Origin of the sequence: Bacillus sp. TH50 (assembly GCF_016650565.1) — a bacterium.
In the GTDB taxonomy this organism is placed as follows: Bacteria; Bacillota; Bacilli; order Bacillales; family Bacillaceae_G; genus Bacillus_A; species Bacillus_A mycoides.
Genome location: NZ_JAEKFM010000007.1, coordinates 701,454 through 717,905 on the forward strand (window position 1 = coordinate 701,454; position 16,452 = coordinate 717,905).

Annotated in this window: 18 protein-coding genes; 11 read left to right on the plus strand and 7 right to left on the minus strand. The window is 33.2% G+C overall.

Annotation, left to right across the window (positions count from 1 at the left end; all coding sequences use genetic code 11):
• The first annotated feature begins 6 nt into the window (after positions 1 to 6).
• From rsbW to JFU23_RS20695, 4 genes are all read left to right on the plus strand, one after another.
• Entirely contained in the window at positions 7 to 489 is a 483-nt protein-coding gene (gene rsbW / locus JFU23_RS20680; protein WP_201032598.1) for an anti-sigma B factor RsbW, read from the plus strand.
• Complete coding sequence (gene sigB / locus JFU23_RS20685) at positions 452 to 1,228, plus strand: RNA polymerase sigma factor SigB (RefSeq protein ID WP_201032599.1); 777 nt, start codon at positions 452 to 454, stop codon at positions 1,226 to 1,228. Before rsbW ends, sigB begins: the two co-directional genes overlap by 38 nt.
• Before the next feature lie 69 nt (positions 1,229 to 1,297).
• Entirely contained in the window at positions 1,298 to 1,738 is a 441-nt protein-coding gene (locus tag JFU23_RS20690; protein WP_201032600.1) for a ferritin-like domain-containing protein, read from the plus strand.
• A gap of 325 nt (positions 1,739 to 2,063) precedes the next feature.
• Complete coding sequence (locus tag JFU23_RS20695; protein WP_201032601.1) at positions 2,064 to 3,206, plus strand: fused response regulator/phosphatase; 1,143 nt, start codon at positions 2,064 to 2,066, stop codon at positions 3,204 to 3,206.
• Between the two features lie 39 nt (positions 3,207 to 3,245).
• On the opposite strand, the gene JFU23_RS20700 is transcribed toward JFU23_RS20695, so the two are convergent.
• From JFU23_RS20700 to JFU23_RS20710, 3 genes are all read right to left on the minus strand, one after another.
• Positions 3,246 to 4,103, minus strand: coding sequence for a CheR family methyltransferase (locus tag JFU23_RS20700; protein ID WP_002168988.1), 858 nt, complete (start codon positions 4,101 to 4,103; stop codon positions 3,246 to 3,248).
• 16 nt (positions 4,104 to 4,119) lie between these two features.
• Positions 4,120 to 6,810, minus strand: a complete 2,691-nt coding sequence (locus tag JFU23_RS20705; protein WP_201032602.1) for a response regulator — start codon at positions 6,808 to 6,810, stop codon at positions 4,120 to 4,122.
• A 206-nt stretch (positions 6,811 to 7,016) separates the two neighbouring features.
• A complete protein-coding gene (locus JFU23_RS20710) occupies positions 7,017 to 7,268 on the minus strand; it encodes a hypothetical protein (protein WP_002140683.1) in 252 nt (83 codons plus the stop codon).
• Positions 7,269 to 7,490: 222 nt separating this feature from the next.
• Here JFU23_RS20710 and JFU23_RS20715 point away from each other — a divergent pair, with 222 nt between their 5' ends.
• From JFU23_RS20715 to JFU23_RS20730, 4 genes are all read left to right on the plus strand, one after another.
• Entirely contained in the window at positions 7,491 to 7,631 is a 141-nt protein-coding gene (locus tag JFU23_RS20715; protein WP_002011076.1) for a hypothetical protein, read from the plus strand.
• Between the two features lie 36 nt (positions 7,632 to 7,667).
• Positions 7,668 to 8,198, plus strand: coding sequence for a general stress protein (locus JFU23_RS20720; RefSeq protein WP_085309546.1), 531 nt, complete (start codon positions 7,668 to 7,670; stop codon positions 8,196 to 8,198).
• A 286-nt stretch (positions 8,199 to 8,484) separates the two neighbouring features.
• Positions 8,485 to 8,688 carry a DUF4028 family protein gene (locus tag JFU23_RS20725; RefSeq protein ID WP_012260481.1) on the plus strand — a complete coding sequence of 68 codons (204 nt, stop codon included), beginning with the start codon at positions 8,485 to 8,487 and terminating at the stop codon, positions 8,686 to 8,688.
• A gap of 136 nt (positions 8,689 to 8,824) precedes the next feature.
• A complete protein-coding gene (locus tag JFU23_RS20730) occupies positions 8,825 to 9,136 on the plus strand; it encodes a YbjQ family protein (protein WP_000637510.1) in 312 nt (103 codons plus the stop codon).
• 560 nt (positions 9,137 to 9,696) lie between these two features.
• Here JFU23_RS20730 and JFU23_RS20735 read toward each other — a convergent pair.
• The 4 genes from JFU23_RS20735 to JFU23_RS20750 form a co-directional block, all read right to left on the minus strand.
• A complete protein-coding gene (locus JFU23_RS20735; protein WP_002140688.1) occupies positions 9,697 to 10,002 on the minus strand; it encodes a hypothetical protein in 306 nt (101 codons plus the stop codon).
• Positions 10,003 to 10,057: 55 nt separating this feature from the next.
• A complete protein-coding gene (locus tag JFU23_RS20740) occupies positions 10,058 to 11,242 on the minus strand; it encodes an MFS transporter (protein ID WP_201032603.1) in 1,185 nt (394 codons plus the stop codon).
• A 76-nt stretch (positions 11,243 to 11,318) separates the two neighbouring features.
• Positions 11,319 to 11,999: a FadR/GntR family transcriptional regulator gene (locus JFU23_RS20745; protein ID WP_016133825.1), complete on the minus strand. Its 681-nt coding sequence runs from the start codon at positions 11,997 to 11,999 to the stop codon at positions 11,319 to 11,321.
• A 164-nt stretch (positions 12,000 to 12,163) separates the two neighbouring features.
• Positions 12,164 to 13,153 carry a zinc-dependent alcohol dehydrogenase family protein gene (locus tag JFU23_RS20750; protein ID WP_201032604.1) on the minus strand — a complete coding sequence of 330 codons (990 nt, stop codon included), beginning with the start codon at positions 13,151 to 13,153 and terminating at the stop codon, positions 12,164 to 12,166.
• Between the two features lie 744 nt (positions 13,154 to 13,897).
• Here JFU23_RS20750 and JFU23_RS20755 point away from each other — a divergent pair.
• From JFU23_RS20755 to JFU23_RS20765, 3 genes are all read left to right on the plus strand, one after another.
• Entirely contained in the window at positions 13,898 to 15,115 is a 1,218-nt protein-coding gene (locus JFU23_RS20755; protein WP_085309552.1) for a sensor histidine kinase, read from the plus strand.
• A complete protein-coding gene (locus JFU23_RS20760) occupies positions 15,105 to 15,749 on the plus strand; it encodes a response regulator (RefSeq protein ID WP_002087211.1) in 645 nt (214 codons plus the stop codon). Before JFU23_RS20755 ends, JFU23_RS20760 begins: the two co-directional genes overlap by 11 nt.
• Positions 15,750 to 15,912: 163 nt before the next feature.
• On the plus strand, positions 15,913 to 16,347 hold the full coding sequence (locus tag JFU23_RS20765) for a hypothetical protein (RefSeq protein WP_085309553.1): 435 nt from the start codon (positions 15,913 to 15,915) through the stop codon (positions 16,345 to 16,347).
• The last annotated feature ends 105 nt before the right edge of the window (positions 16,348 to 16,452 follow it).

Consider the following 16,452-nt stretch of genomic DNA (forward strand, 5'->3'; position numbering starts at 1 on the left):
CTAGGGATGATGGAGAAATTTGAAAAGATAGAAATGAAAATTCCTGCAAAAGCAGAATATGTGGCTATTATTCGTTTAACAATGGCTGGTGTTGCGAATCGAATGGGCTTTGCTTATGACGATATAGAAGATATGAAGATTGCTATTAGTGAAGCATGTACAAACATTGTACAACATGCATATAAAGAAGACGTTGGAGAAATTACAATTGTCTTTGGTCTATATGAAAATCGATTAGAAATTATGGTTGCGGATAATGGGGTTAGCTTTGATTTTAGCACCTTAAAAAGTAAAGTTGGTCCGTATGATATTAATAAACCAGTAGAACATTTGCCGGAAAATGGTTTAGGTTTATATTTAATAAATACGTTAATGGATGATATACAAATTATGCATGATGAGGGCATGACAGTTTTAATGACAAAATATATACAAAGAGAGCAGGTGGAGAATGATGGAAATCCAGTCTCAACCTACAAATCTTACTAAAGAAGACGTTATTAAACTAATTGCAGAATTCCAACAAAACCAATGTGATGAAGCGCAGGAAAGGTTGGTTAATCACTATAAAAATCTCGTATATTCCATTGCATATCGTTATTCAAAAGGTGGGCCGATGCATGAAGATATTGTACAAGTAGGGATGTTAGGGCTCTTAGGCGCAATAAGAAGATATGATTATTCGATAGGGGATGCTTTTGAGCCGTTTGCAATACCTACGATAGTAGGGGAAATAAAGAAATATTTACGTGATAAAACTTGGGGCGTTCATGTTCCAAGGCGAATTAAAGATTTAGGCGGGAAAATTAAACTTGCGATAGAGGAGCTAACAGATCACCTACAACGTTCACCGAAGATTATAGAGATTGCGAATCATTTAGGACTATCCGAAGAGGAAGTTCTAGAAATTATGGATGCTAAAAATAATTATCAAGTATCTTCCTTAGATGATGTAGTTGAAAATTCATCTGATGGAAGTTCGGTAGCGAGAATTGAATCTGTAGGTGAAGTAGAGCAAGGATATGAACAGACAGAAAGACGTCTCGTTTTAGATGATATTTTTAACGTATTAAATGATACGGAAAAGAGTGTTATTCATTATATATTTGGAGAAAATTTAAATCAAAAGGATACAGGAGAACGGTTAGGTATTTCACAAATGCACGTTTCTCGTATTAAAAGACAAGCGATAAGTAAATTGAAGCAAGCCGCGTTTTTAGATACATAAAAATTTTAAATAATTATGTTTAAAACATGAAAAAAGGGGTAGTTATTAAGTATAGGAGGAGATATTAAAATGTCACACGATGTGAAAGAACTAATCGAAGGATTGAATGAAGATTTAGCAGGAGAATACTCGGCAATTATTATGTATAACCATAATGCAGCTACGGTTTCTGGTATATATAGACAAGTGTTAAAACCTTTCTTTGAATTTGAAATTAGTGATGAACAAGGACATGCCCTATATTTAGCGGAGAAAATTAAGACGCTAGGTGGTACACCTACTACGATCCCTTTACCAGTGAAACAAGTAGAAGATGTTAGAGAAATGTTAGAATACGCTAGACAATCAGAATATGAAACAATTAAGCGTTATGAAACGAGAAAAGAACAGGCCGCGAAATTAAATATGACAGAGTTAGTTGTAAAGTTAGAAGATATGATCGCAGATGAAACAAATCATATGGAAGAATTAGATCGCCTTTTAAATGACAAAGCAATGGTGTTAAATTAAAAGTGGAAATTTACCCCACTTTAATGGGCAGTAAGACCCCCACCTCAAAAGGCAGCGAAAGCAAAGAATTTAGGTGGGGGTCGGGCTGCCCATAAAAGTCCGAGTGGTTCAACTAATAATCAGTGGGGGATGAAGAAAACCCCCACTGATTAAAGTTTCACTTTATAGAGTGAAAGAACAAACCCTCATTTCTAGGGGGTTTGTTCTTTTGCTGTATAAATACGTATGAGTAGGAAATTTTTATTTTATAACTGAGTATGCAATACTAGAAAAATAGAGAATGATAATAGATTTACATTTTAAATAAGAAAAGGGGAAATAACTTGTGTCCATTTTAATTGTCGATGATAATCCGGTTAACATCTTTGTAATTGAAAAAATTTTAAAACAAGCCGGATATCAGGATCTTGTATCGCTTAATTCTGCACAAGAGCTTTTCGAATACACCCATTTTGGAAAAGATTCTTCCAGGCATAATGAAATTGATTTAATACTATTAGATATCATGATGCCTGAGATTGATGGACTTGAAGTTTGTAGGCGATTACAAAACGAGGAGAAGTTTAAAGATATTCCTATTATTTTTGTAACAGCTTTAGAAGATGCGAATAAATTAGCTGAAGCGCTTGATATAGGTGCAATGGATTATATTACGAAACCTATAAATAAAGTTGAATTGTTAGCCCGTATGCGTGTGGCATTACGCTTGAAATCGGAATTAAATTGGCATAAAGAACAAGAGGAAAATCTTCGTAATGAATTAGATTTAGCTACACAAGTACAAAGAAACTTATTAAGTAGCCCATTAAGAGAAGATCATATAAAAATTGAAGCAAGTTACTTACCTTCATTCAAACTAGCTGGAGATATGTATTATTGGTATAAAATCGATGAAAACCGCTACGGTATTATATTATTAGATGTGATGGGACATGGTGTATCTGCTTCATTAGTTTGTATGTTTATTTCGTCTGTATTACGTGAAACGATTAAATGTTTAATCGATCCAGAACTCGTCATTAAAGACTTAAATAAATATATGACTCTTTTACATAATGAGAATGACAATATTCCATATTATTTTACAGCAATATACTTAGTAGTTGATACAGAAAAGAGAACAATTGAATATGTAAATGCAGGACATCCTTCTGGATACGTTTTAGTTGATGAAGAGAATGTAGTGGAACTAAATCGCGGGAGTTGTGCGGTAGGATTTTTTGATGAAATAAAAGTCGAGAAGACAGTCATACCTTTTGAGAAGAACGCTCAAATTGTATTATTTACAGATGGTGTTCTTGAATCAATTGCAAATGATGAATTTGAGTCTGAAGAGAAGTTGCGTACTTTTACAGAAAGAAAATGGGGAGATTTAGAAGAAGAGATAGAAGGATTTTATAAGGAAGAACAGAAGAAAACACAATCAGATGATATGTGTCTAATTATGATACAAACGAATGCGAAATAAAAAGCGTATGAAATCCAAACATAGGATTTCATACGCTTTTTATTGTATTTTTTGATAGATTTGTTCGTTAGGATTAAATTGGATATAATGCGGCATTATATCTGAAAAACGAAGAGTTTCTTTATTTCCTAAACATAGGAATCCATTGTGGCCTAAACTTTCATAAAATAGTTGCTGTACTTGGTTTTGAAGTTTACTCGTAAAGTAAATTAAAACGTTACGGCAAAGTATAATATGAAATTCGTTAAAAGATTGATCGGTTACTAAATTATGCTGTGCAAAAATAATGTTTTGTAAAAGGGATGGATTAAAATAAGCAAAACGATTATCTGTTGAATAATAGTTAGAAAATGCTTGTGTACCTCCAGCTTGTAAATAGTTTTTCGTATAAGTTTGCATTTTATTTAACGGAAGGATGCCTTGTTTTGCTTTTTCTAATACATTTGTATTCATATCTGTTGCGTAAATAACAGCTTTTTCACTTAATCCTTCTTCGTGAAGTAAGATGGACATTGATAACACTTCTTCACCAGTTGCGCATCCAGCATGCCAAATTCTAATTTCAGGATACTTTTTTAATTCAGGAATAACATGCTCTCTTAACGCTTTAAAAAAAGTAGGGTTACGGAACATTTCAGTTACATTAATGGAGAAATCATTTAATAACTGTTCTAGAAACCCTTCCTCATGAATTACTTTTTCAATTAATTTTGAAATGGTAGGGATATTAGAGAGCTGCATTCTATTACAAATTCTTCTATAAATAGATGTGCGAGCATATTGGCGAAAATCAAATCCTGACAGTTTAAATACCGCTTCCAATAGTAATTCAATTTCTAAGTTCGTACGCTTATCCATATCTACGGATGGATCAAAATTATAATACTTATTTTCCACTTAAACTAAACCTCACTTATTTTATTAACCATACACTCATTACTGAATAGAGTTGATGTAAATTTAATGGTTTACTTATATAATCTGAAGCGCCAGCAGATAAACATTTTTCTTTATCATTTGGCATTGCTTTAGCAGTTAATGCGATAATAGGTATTTCATGTAACCCTAAATTCATTCGGATATGTTCCATCGTTTCATAACCGTCCATATTCGGCATCATAATATCCATTAAGATAAGGTCAATATTTGTATTGCTTTTTAGTATTTCTAAACACTCTATGCCGTTTTGTGCAGTAATAATGTTGGCATGTTGTTTTTCTAATGCGTTTTGTAATGCAAATATATTTCGATGATCATCATCGACAATTAAAATAGTTTTCTCTTGGAAGACGTTATTTGTTTCTGGCGTCACGATAGTTTCCTCAATAACTTCAGCAGGAATAACATCTTCTATCGTTGCTGCGACTTCTAAATTGGATAACTGTATATCATTTAACCCATTTGGAAGGTTAGGAATATATACTGTGAAAGTACTGCCTTCTCCTAAATTACTCTCTAACGTAATCCAACCGCCTAATAATCTAGCAAACTCTTTACAAATAGATAACCCTAAGCCTGTACCACCATATTTCCGAATCGTTGCACCATCTGCCTGTTGAAAGGCTTCGAAAATGAGTTGATGCTGTTCTGTAGCGATACCAATACCAGTATCTTTTACTGAAATTGTAATCCAATCATTACTTATAGACTGCATTTCATTACTCAAATTGGTTGTTTCTATCGGATCGAAATGTAAAGAGACGGATCCTTTTTCCGTGAATTTAAATGCATTGGATAATAAATTTTTAATAATTTGCTCAATCCGCTTTGCATCTGTATAAAATAAATCAGGAATAATATCACTGTCTTCAATAGTAAATTCGACATTTTTTTGTGCAGCTATATGTAAAAAGTTTTGATGCATATTTGCTGCCATGTCACTTATGTTCGTTGCTTCAAAAATGACGTCTAGTTTTCCGGCTTCTACTTTAGATAAATCTAGTATGTCATTAATTAAAGTAAGTAAATCTTTTCCTGATGAATGAATGACGGTTGCTAATTCAATTTCATCATCGGATAAATGATTATCATGATTTTCTCTTAACATTTCAGATAATAGTAAAATACTATTTAACGGTGTGCGTAATTCATGTGACATATTTGCTAGGAATTCTGATTTGTATTTTGAACTACGTAATATTTCGCTTGCTTTTTCTTCTAATTCTGATTTAGTAATTTCTAAATCAGTTGTCTTTTGTTCAGCCTCTTCAGTTCTAGACTCTAGTTGTTCATTCGTTGTTCGTAATTCTTCGGCTTGCATTTGTAGTTCTTCAGCTTGCGTTTGCAATTCTTCTGATTGAACTTGTAACTCCTCCGTCATTGCTTGTGATTCATGTAAAAGCGTTTGAATTCGCATACGTCCCATAATACTATGGATGGTTAGACCTAGGTTATCAACAGTTTGTTGAATTAAATCTTGATGTAAGTCTGAAATCTCAGTTACACTTACTAACTCCATTACTGCAATCACTTCATCTTCAAATAAGATAGGGATGACTAGTAGGTTTTGAGGGCGTATTTCTAATAAGCCACTAGTGACATAACGAAATTCTTCTGGTATTTCTCGAAGGATAAAGCTTTGTTTTTCTAAAGCACATTGCCCAATTAAACCTTCACCCATTTTAATGGATTGTTTTCCAATATCAGCACCTTGATCGGCGAAAGAAGCTTTCTTCACATAGTATACAGTTTCTTCAATTTCTTCACGTACATAGAATGCACCGCAAGAGGTTTGCGTTTTTTGTATAACTCCACTAAGAATTTTTTTACCTAACATCTCAATAGAAGGTACACCTTGATACATTAAAATTAATTCTGCAAGCTCGGTTTGTAACCACTCTCTTTTAGATATTTCGTCTAGTAGGTGGTTCGTTGTATGAGCAAGATCTTTTATTTCATCCCGCGTGTTTACATGAATTCTTTCAGTAATTTTTTCTTTAGAAGAAATGGATTTAATAGCTTGAATTACGTTTTTAATCGTTTTTGTAATGGAATTCGAAATATAGAGTGAAATGATAATAGAAATACAAGAAAGTAAGAACAATAAACTGTATAACCAAATCTCTAATTTATTATTTTCAGTATCTAATTGTGCAGCTCTTTTTTTCGTTAGTTGCTCCTCTACACCACGGAAGTTAGTTATCTGCGATTGTAATGACTGAATTTGAGCCGTGTCGATTGCTTGTATGTTATTACTATTGTGATTTGTAATTAATGGGTGAATCTCTTTATTAATCCAACTATTGATGTTTTCATTAATCTGTTTTAATTTTTCTTGCTGAGAGGGGTTATCCTCTAATAGAGCAAAAAGATCTTGATAATGTTTTTCGTAATCCTTTTCCGCAGTGTTAAGGGATTGCACGTAATTTGCATTATTAGAAGTAATAAATCCTTTCGCTTTATTTTCAATTGTTAGCAATTCTTTCTCCACTTGATTCGTTAAATTAAGAACTTTAAAATCGTGATCAATAATAAAATTACGAGATTTTTGTAAATTGGAAATCTCATTGTTTAGCATAATGAAAGAAATAAGTAAGAACAAAATCATAATTAAATAACCAGCCATAATTTTGTAGCGAATACTAAATTTTGCTTTCGATTTCATTAAAAATTCCTACCTTCAAGATTATTAAAAGTTTTCTATTGTAAAGAATGAAAAACGTAATATATATTATATCAGTTTTCATAAGGCCAAACTAGAAATCCCCCTATTGTATTAGGGGGTCTCGTTTTGAATAGAGGAAATCATTTTGAAATATAAAAACATATATGAAAAGTAACAATCGAGGGAATTGGGGGATAATAAAACTTTTAAGAAGGAAAGAGTGTGCTTAAAGCTTTTTTTGCATCTATTCCTTCAAAGATAAATAATACAAGCTCTCTCTTTTTTACAGTAAGGAAAAAGGATATTAATGTGCTTAAGCTTTTAATAGAAGTAAGTGTTCCGTGTTTACTTATAAATAAATTAGTTTGAAATGTTGTCATTAAAGCATAAAAATGATGAATCTGCTTTATTGTAGGTGTTTCATTATAAAGAATAGTAGTAGATTGGATTGCATTCATCGAAATATTCCTTTCTGTATAGTAAGCATAACAATATAAACATACCCGTTTTAAAAAATGTTAAACATATAAATAAGAAAAAATATAATTATAGTTTTTTAGGTTTAGAAAGGGTTACGAAGGGTATACATATACTACAAAGAGATTGACTGAAGATAAATTGTAAGATTTCTAGTCTATAAAAATATACTTTTACTTTAAATAAAAAGGAGTCGGGTATACATGAATGAAATGATGATTGATATTACATTTGATTTAATTTACTTGTTAAGTAGTTCGCTTGTAATGCTGTTACTATTCGCTTTTTTCGTAAATGGTTATGTTAATAAGAAGGTTAGTGTATACAGAAATGAAGAAAGATAAAGATACATTATATAAAACTTTAGGAGGTTAATAGTTATGGATGTAGATAGAAAAATAGTAGGTATTTTTAGAACAATTGATGATGCGGCATTCGTTATTAATGAATTAAAAGATAAAGGATACTCGGCGGGTAACATTTCAGCTATTGCGAAGGATCAAAAGGAAATTGAACATCTGGAAGAAAAATCGGGTGAAAAAGTAAATAGTGAAACGGCACATAAAGCGGATATCTTTTCAGCGACAGGGCTTGTGGCAGGAGGAGTAGCAGGCGGACTTGGTGGTTTATTAACAGGTCTTGGTATACTTGCCGTTTCTGGAATCGGTCCAATCGTAGCAGCGGGACCTATCGCAGCAGCTATTGGAGGAGCCGGTATTGGCGGAGGAGCTGGAAGTTTAATAGGAGCATTTATCGGATTAGGAATTCCCGAAGAACATGCTAAGAAATATGAAGAATACATTTACGATGGAAATATATTAATTTTAGTAGATGCAAAATTAGATGATAAGTTAGAAATCTATAAAATATTTGATAAGCATAATGCCTATAACTCTGATTTCTTTAAATAATATTTACTTCACATATCAATTATGCAAAATGTAAACATAGTGAATATCGTTTTTTGATCTTACAACTTTGGCGCGGCCGAGGAGTCGTATGACTATAAGAGAGGAAGGGCTTATAGTAAAAGATCAAGTTCTATTCTGTTATCCCGCTATTTGTGGGCAGTAAGATCCCACCTCAAAATTCAGCGAAAGCAAAGAAGTTAAGTGGGGGTCGGGCTGCCCGTAAAAGCCCGATTGGTGAGGGCTGATTAAAGTTTCACTTTATTGAAAAGGGAAGAGGTGTCTTTTCGTGATTGTAAAAATAGTAAAGGATAGTAGTAATAGTTTCCTTTGTACGGTTCAAAATAAAAATGGAGAGAAGTATGTGAAGAAGTGGTTTAGTAAACAGAAAAACAAGGAAGAAGTAGGGCGACCAACTTTTAAAGAAGTAGAAAAGGATTGGAAAGAAAATAGAGAATCGTTTATGTATCCGAATGTAAAGGCGCTTTATTAAAAATAATAGGCGTTTCATTCTTACAAAATTGTCACACTCTTGTAAGGTAATTCAATAGATTAGATACTTTTTCCATGTCATAATAAAGACATAAGAAAGCTTATTCAAACTACAACTTATTAGGAGAGTGTCAGTCATGATTGTAACAACAACGTCTGGAATTCAAGGTAAAGAAATTATTGAGTATATCGATATTGTAAATGGTGAAGCTATTATGGGTGCAAATATTGTCCGCGACTTATTCGCTTCCGTTCGTGATGTTGTCGGTGGTCGTGCTGGTTCTTACGAAAGCAAGCTAAAAGAAGCTCGTGATATCGCAATGGATGAAATGAAAGAACTTGCAAAACAAAAAGGTGCGAACGCTATCGTTGGTATTGACGTAGATTATGAAGTTGTTCGTGATGGAATGTTAATGGTTGCTGTAAGTGGTACAGCTGTACGTATATAAGTAAGTAAAAATACAGGCTCACCCCTTGAAGCTTATGCTTTGAGGGGATTTTTTTGTTTCGTGATTAAAGTTAAAATGAAGAAGAGTGGACGGATTTTTATAAGTGGAAAAAATAAGATGAGGGCGGATGTACTAGCTCACTCAAATGATATAACGGTTTAAGTGATAAAGTTGAAAAGAAACTATAATTTACATATGTTTAAAGTGCCAAAACTTTTTCGTCAAACGTTATTGTAAAAAATGCTAGGATTTCTCCTAGCATTTCGTGAGGGGGTATTGCACGGGAATTTAGATAAGAAGCAGACGTACCCGCTTATTTCAAATGTAGTATATATTGTTTTCAAGGAGAAAAGTAAGAAATACAACAATCTTTATATATGTTTAACGAGAGTGTTAACTTTATGATAAATAATAAAATTGTTATTTGAGATAAGGAGAGGGAAATCAATACAAAAGGTGTATAGGATATGAAAGGAAAGGTGATAGTGTTGATGCAAAAATAAAGGACAGTACATATTGTATATGGCTACTATGTACTGTCCTCACTTATTTCTTTTGGATTATGAAAACTCATTACCTGTCTTGCTATAAATTTCATAGGCGAAATAACCAAATAAATAGCCTATTCCAGATCCTAAACTAATGGAAAGTAGTGAGGAATCCGGAAAAAACATACCGAAAATCAAACCAATCATACAGCCAACAAGCATTCCCATAGGTATTAAACTATCTAATAACAGTTGAGCTTTTTGAGATTTTTTCTTACCTAATTTTCCATTCTTATATTTATGTTCCAATCTTTTAATTACAAATACTACAATTCCACCAACTATTACAACAGGCGCGATTGCCGAAATGAACCACATGTTAGAAGCTCCTTTCGTTTTTAATTAAATTATACCATATATTAACATTTAAAATTTAAGCGGAGACAAGATCTTCTGCATTTCTTTTCTTTTTGTTCATGACTAAAGTTAACATGAATAAAATTAGGCTTAAAAGTGCCATTATAATAAAAATTTGCGTATAACCATCAAAATAGTCACGAGTGATTCCAGCTAGGACAGGAATGAATCCGCCCATAATGTATCCTCCGGACTGCATCATAGCGGTCCATGCACTCGCATCTTCTGAAGTTTTTGTTTCATATAGCGGTAGCATGAGAGCGAGTGGGAATACGCCGCCGAGCCCGATACCTAGTAAAATAGAAGGGATCCATGGTGTAGTTAGTGGGTAAATCATAAGCGATAAACCTACCAGTACAAAGCATATACTCCCTAATAACCAAAGTGCTCGGTTTTTATAAATATCCGCTAATGTTGGAATGAAAAAGCTGCATATCATTTGAACAACTGTAAAAACAGTTATGAGAGTACCAGCTTGTTCGCTACTGACACCCATATTTTGATTTGCGGGCGCAAGCCAAGTTGTAATGGAGTAAAAGATTCCTGATTGTAGTCCGAAAAAGATTGTGAACAACCATGCTTTTTTATTTCTTAAAGGTAAACTATTATTCTTTTTATCTTGTGTGCTCGTATTCTTTTTTCGTTTCATAACCGGATACCAAAATATAATAGCGATTATAGTAAGTACACCCCAAAAAGCGAGTGCCATATTCCAATCGTCTTTTAATACATGTTGTAAAGGAATCGTTAATCCTGCACTTAAAGAAGCGCCAGTTCCCATGCCTACTGAATATATTCCAATCATTAAGCCGATTTTCGTAGGGAATTTTTCTTTAATAAAACCTGATAGTAACGGACCTGCAAGTGCAATTCCAATGCCGATAAATAAAGAGCTCGCGAATAATGTGGAAATGGAAGAGGTAAAAGCCCTCATACATGTAGCAAAGCCAATTAAAATAAGACAAGCCATAATTGCTTTTTCTGCCCCATATTTTTTAATTACCTTCCCAGTCAGTAAGGCGAATGTCCCCATACAAAAAACAGGAATAGCTGTTAAAAAACTAACGGAAAAATTGCTTATATTTAAGTCTTGTCGGATGGTTTCTAATAAAGGTGAAATAGATGTAATTCCGATACGTAAATTAATGGAAACAAAAAATAGTGCTAGTATATACAAATAAGTTCGTCCTTGATGTTTCAATTTGATTTTCTCCTCTTATAAACATCAGATGTTATTGAGTATATCATCTGATGTTTAAGTGTAATATATAAGGAGCTTATTTCAGCTCCAAATTTTGAACGGCGTATGTTCGTGCCTCTTCGGCATTTTGTTTTAAAATAGCTTGGAATAATTTTTCATGAATTTCAGAGTTATCTTCATAGTTCACTGTATTTAATATTAATTGGCTTAAAATGTGGCGAAGGGCAGGTACGAAAGATTGATACAAATCAAGTAGAACTTCGTTTTTGCTCGCCTTTGCAATTGCTAGATGAAACTGAATGTCTGCATCTATGTATGCTACATAATTTCCTTCTTGAAGGGCATGTTTTCTTTTATTCAAATGTCCTTTTAAGTATAAAAGATCCTCTTCACTTCGGCGCTGTGCCGCTAACATAGCTACTTCTTTATCTAACATATTTCTTGCTTCGTACACATGATTAATATTAGCTGCTTGCAGTCGTTTTTCAAATGAATCTTGCGTTGTATTTAGTGAGACAATACGAGTACCTTGTCCTTGTCGAACTTCTAATATGCCAGCATGTACTAATATCTTTATGCTTTCTCGCAGCGTTGAACGTCCTACTCCTAACTCTTCCATTAATTGCGGCTCTGTAGGGAGGCGATCGCCAACTTCATACTCGCCAGAAAAGATTTTTTCTTGTAGACGTTCCAACACTTCATCGACTAATTTCCGCCGAGAAACTTTTGAAAAAGATTTCTTTTCGTTCATATTCATCTGCTCATCTCCTGTTATATTCGCTTTTATGATAACCAATTTAAGTTCTGTTGACAATGTTATTTTTTAGGTAGTTGAAGCGGGGATACTAAAATAGGATTTATAAGACATAAAAAAATCTATTTTGAAAAAATCAATCAAAATAGATCTTTCAATAGCATTTACTAAATCGTCAAAAATACTTTCCCCTTCGTTTTCTCAGCAGACTGCACAATATCAACCGCACTTTTCACATCTGCTAAGTCATATGTAGAATGGACTGTCATGAAACGTAATTGCTCATTTTCCACTAAGCGAATTAAGTGACGAAACGTTTCTTGCCATTTATATGGTGATAATTCTTTATTCCAATGTCGTAAATGAAATATGTTCGCGTGCACTTTTGCTTTCGTGACAATCTCTGCCCAGTTCACTTGTATGCCTGATAGAAGACCGATCGTTAAAAAGTGCCCGTTTGGACGTAAGGAGAACGCTAATTCATTTCCATCCGGTCCTCCGATAGAATCAATCGCTGCATCTGCACCAAGCCCGTTTGTTAACTCCATAACTGTTTCATAAAGCGGGGCAGTGGAAGTATCTATTACATATTCAGCACCGAGCTGAAGTAATTCCTCTGTATGTTTACTATTTCTTGTAACGGCAATTAATCGGAAGTTTAAAATTTGTGATAACTGAGCAAAAAGATGACCAATAGCGGATCCACAAGCATTTACTAATAAAATATCATTCTGTTTTAAGTTTAGCGTTTCTGTGCATGTGACCCACGCCGTAAGGGGATTAATATACATTTGTGCCGCTGTAAAATCATCGATGGAATCAGGAATAGGGACTACAAAGTCAGCTGATGTTGTAACGAACTCTTGCCAAGTACCATCTCCGCGTAAAGGTAATACGCGTTTACCGATAAGGTCTCTAGTAACGCCCGCGCCTACATCTTCTACAATACCAACACCTTCATAACCAGGGATGTTAGGTAAAGGGATTCTATGTGCATACGCTCCGGTTACGGGAATTAAGTCAGATGGATTAATCGGTCTAACTAACATACGAACCAAAACTTCATTATCTTTTAATGGTTCTATATTTTTATATTCAACTTGTAATACATCTTTTGGGTTACCAAACTCATGAAATTGAATGTATTTTCCGTGCAAGATAGTTGTTCCCCCTTAGTTTGATTGGGTTAATTATAGCATTTTTGGTTTGGTTGGTTATTTCATTAGCACTAAATAAAGAGGAACAGACAGTCTTCGTTTATACATTTGATAAAATCGTAGAAAACGGTATTGCTGTGTTTAAAAAATTTAATGAAAAATAGGCTCGACCCTTGGAGTTTATGCTTTGAGGGGATTTTTATTGTGCAAATTTCAAAAAGATACATGAATTATGTAGCATTGTATGGATTGTAAAATCGATTTCCTGAATACATAGTAATATAATAAAAAGACGCCCTTGTGAGCGCCTTTTTCCGACTTGAGATAGATGTATCATTATTGTTCTGTTAGGATACATAGCTCTCGTTTAAAGTTTACTCACACAAATGATCTGTGTATCAATTTGTTTTGATATACAGATCATTTGCATGATAATTCTTATAGATAATTGCTGAATGATAACCTTACATGAATGCTTTTAAAAGTTCTTGAACCAATGGAATTACTCCACCTACGAATTTTAAAACTGCCATTGCGATTTCCATATGATTGCCTCCTTTTTTTAATAGTAAGATGTAATGAATCTTTATGCCCTCATTATAGTAAGCGTTTACAAATACATCAATGCATTTCTATATGCAATATTTCATATTTGTATTCGGTAATGAGGATAAAGAGGAATCAGTAACCTATCAAAATATAAGTCGCATCTTGTATAGTATAATGTAATGGTGGAGGTCGGATATGAAAAAAATAAATTCAAATATAGATTTGGATACAAATGTATTGGAAGCGGTATTTATTCCAAGAAGGTTTATTGTTTTATGGATTACCCTCGTATATATAGCTTCAATGCTTTTAGAATTTCGTAATAATATTTTCTCTATGGATAGTTTCTTCTTTACAATAGTCATTGTTATTCATACTATTTTTCATTGGTATGCGAGTTCATTAAAGAATAGGCAATTATTGTACTTCTTTTTTGTACAACTCTTCATTGTGTTTCTCGCTGCATTTATTGTACCAAATGGTTCAATAGCTATTTTTGTTGGATTAACCCCTATTTTAATTGCCCAAAGTCTATATGTTTATAACAATATATTTAAAGTAATGGCAGTTTTTACTCTTATGTATGCAATATTTTGTGCTGCAATTAGTATCAATTATGGTGTGAATAAATTAGCTATTCTTATTTCTATGTTTCTTTTAGTGTTAGCAATTATTATTCCTTTTTCTTATATTAATAAGCAGCAATTTGATGCGCGTAATCGTATACAGAGCTATATTCAAGAGTTAGAGTCTGCATATATGAGAGTGGAAGAATTGACATTAGCTAATGAAAGGCAGCGTATGGCAAGAGATTTACATGATACGTTAGCGCAAGGTTTAGCGAGCTTAATTATGCAATTGGAAGCGATAGATGCCCATATGCAAAAAGGGAATACAGCACGATCTCAAGAGATTATGAAACAAACTATGATAAGAGCGAGACAAACTCTACATGATGCAAGGTTGGTTATTGATGATTTGCGTCATACTACTAATTCATTTAATGGAGCAGTAAAAGAAGAGGTTCAACGTTTTTCTGAAGCTACGTCTATACATGTGAGACTTACTATTCAAAGTCCACCGTATATTTCAAGCGTAGTAAAAGAGCACTGTTTATATGTAATTAGTGAATGTTTAACGAATATCGCAAAACATTCACAGGCAGCAGATGTAAATTTAAATGTTGAATATATCGATGATCTTGAAAAACTTACTATTGAAGTTGAAGATAATGGAATTGGTTTTGACACTAGATATATCGGTAAGAATCCTGGACATTATGGTTTAATTGGTCTAAATGAGCGTGTTCGATTGATTAAGGGAGAAATACATATATTGAGTGAAAAGATGAAAGGTACGAAAGTGTATATTCAAGTGCCTATAAATAAAGAAGGAGATAGCCATGAAGCATAACGTATTAATTGTAGATGATCATTTCGTTGTAAGAGAAGGTCTGAAATTAATAATAGAAACGAGTGATTCATTTCAAATTATAGGTGAGGCTGCAAACGGAGAAGAAGCCCTTTCTTTCATAGAAAAGAAGAAACCTGATGTCATTTTAATGGATTTGAATATGCCTAAAATGAGTGGTTTAGAAACAATTGAGGCTTTGAATGAAAAACAAAACCATACGCCGATTATTATATTAACTACTTATAACGAAGATGAATTAATGTTAAAGGGAATTGAGTTAGGGGCAAAAGGATATTTGCTAAAAGATACGGATCGTGAGAATTTGTTTCGAACATTGGAAGCGGCTATTCGAGGTGAGATTTTACTACAACCAAATATTATGGAAAAGATAGTGAAGTATAAAAGGAAAGAAGTACATGCTGATAAGGTTGCAGAAAATAACTTAACGGTTAAAGAATTGTTTGTGCTGAAAGCTATTGCGCGCGGATATAAGAATAAAGAAATTGCATTTGATATGGGAATAGCTGAGCGAACGGTAAAAGCATATTTAACAAATATATACAATAAATTAGGTGTTAATTCACGGTCAGAAGCAGTAGCTGTATCTATTGAAAGGAAGTTAATTCATTTTTAAAACATTATATATGCCCAATCGTACATTATAGGCTTGCCCTTTTGTACGATTTTTTTATTTCTTTCTCATGTTATGCTTCAGAAAGTATGAGAGATTTAAGAACAATCTAATTGCATTACAATTATAGACGTTTCTAATGTAGGAAAGGAAGAAGAATAATTAAATGGAAACTTTGCTTTTAATTCCTGTATTAATTTTCTTTATTTGGCTGCAAAGCAAACAAAGAAAATTAAACTGGATAGATATTATAACTTTTCTCATGATGATAGGGATTATTACTTATACGGCGCCGCAACCAATGACTAGGGATTTACAAGCAGAGTTACTGGCAGTTACGCTTATTTCTTTCGCTATTGGTGTTTGGCAAGGTGGGGGAATTACAGTCTGTTATGAGGATGAAATTTTATATATTACAAATGGAAAACAGTATTTCATTTCATGGATTCTCTTAATAATTGGTAACATAATTATTATTAATATATTTGAAGGTGGATTTACATTTAATGGACCGTGGTTTCTTTTGTGTAGTGTTGTCATTACATCTGGGGTGAAAACCAGTATTCTATGTGTTTTGTACAAATTAACAGTGCGAAATTGAATGGAAAATCAAAGCTGTTTTCTTTTATCCCAACATAAAACGTATTGCTGCAAGTTCATTAAAAGACCTTAGTTGATAAAAAATGAGATGGAAGTATTGGAAGAA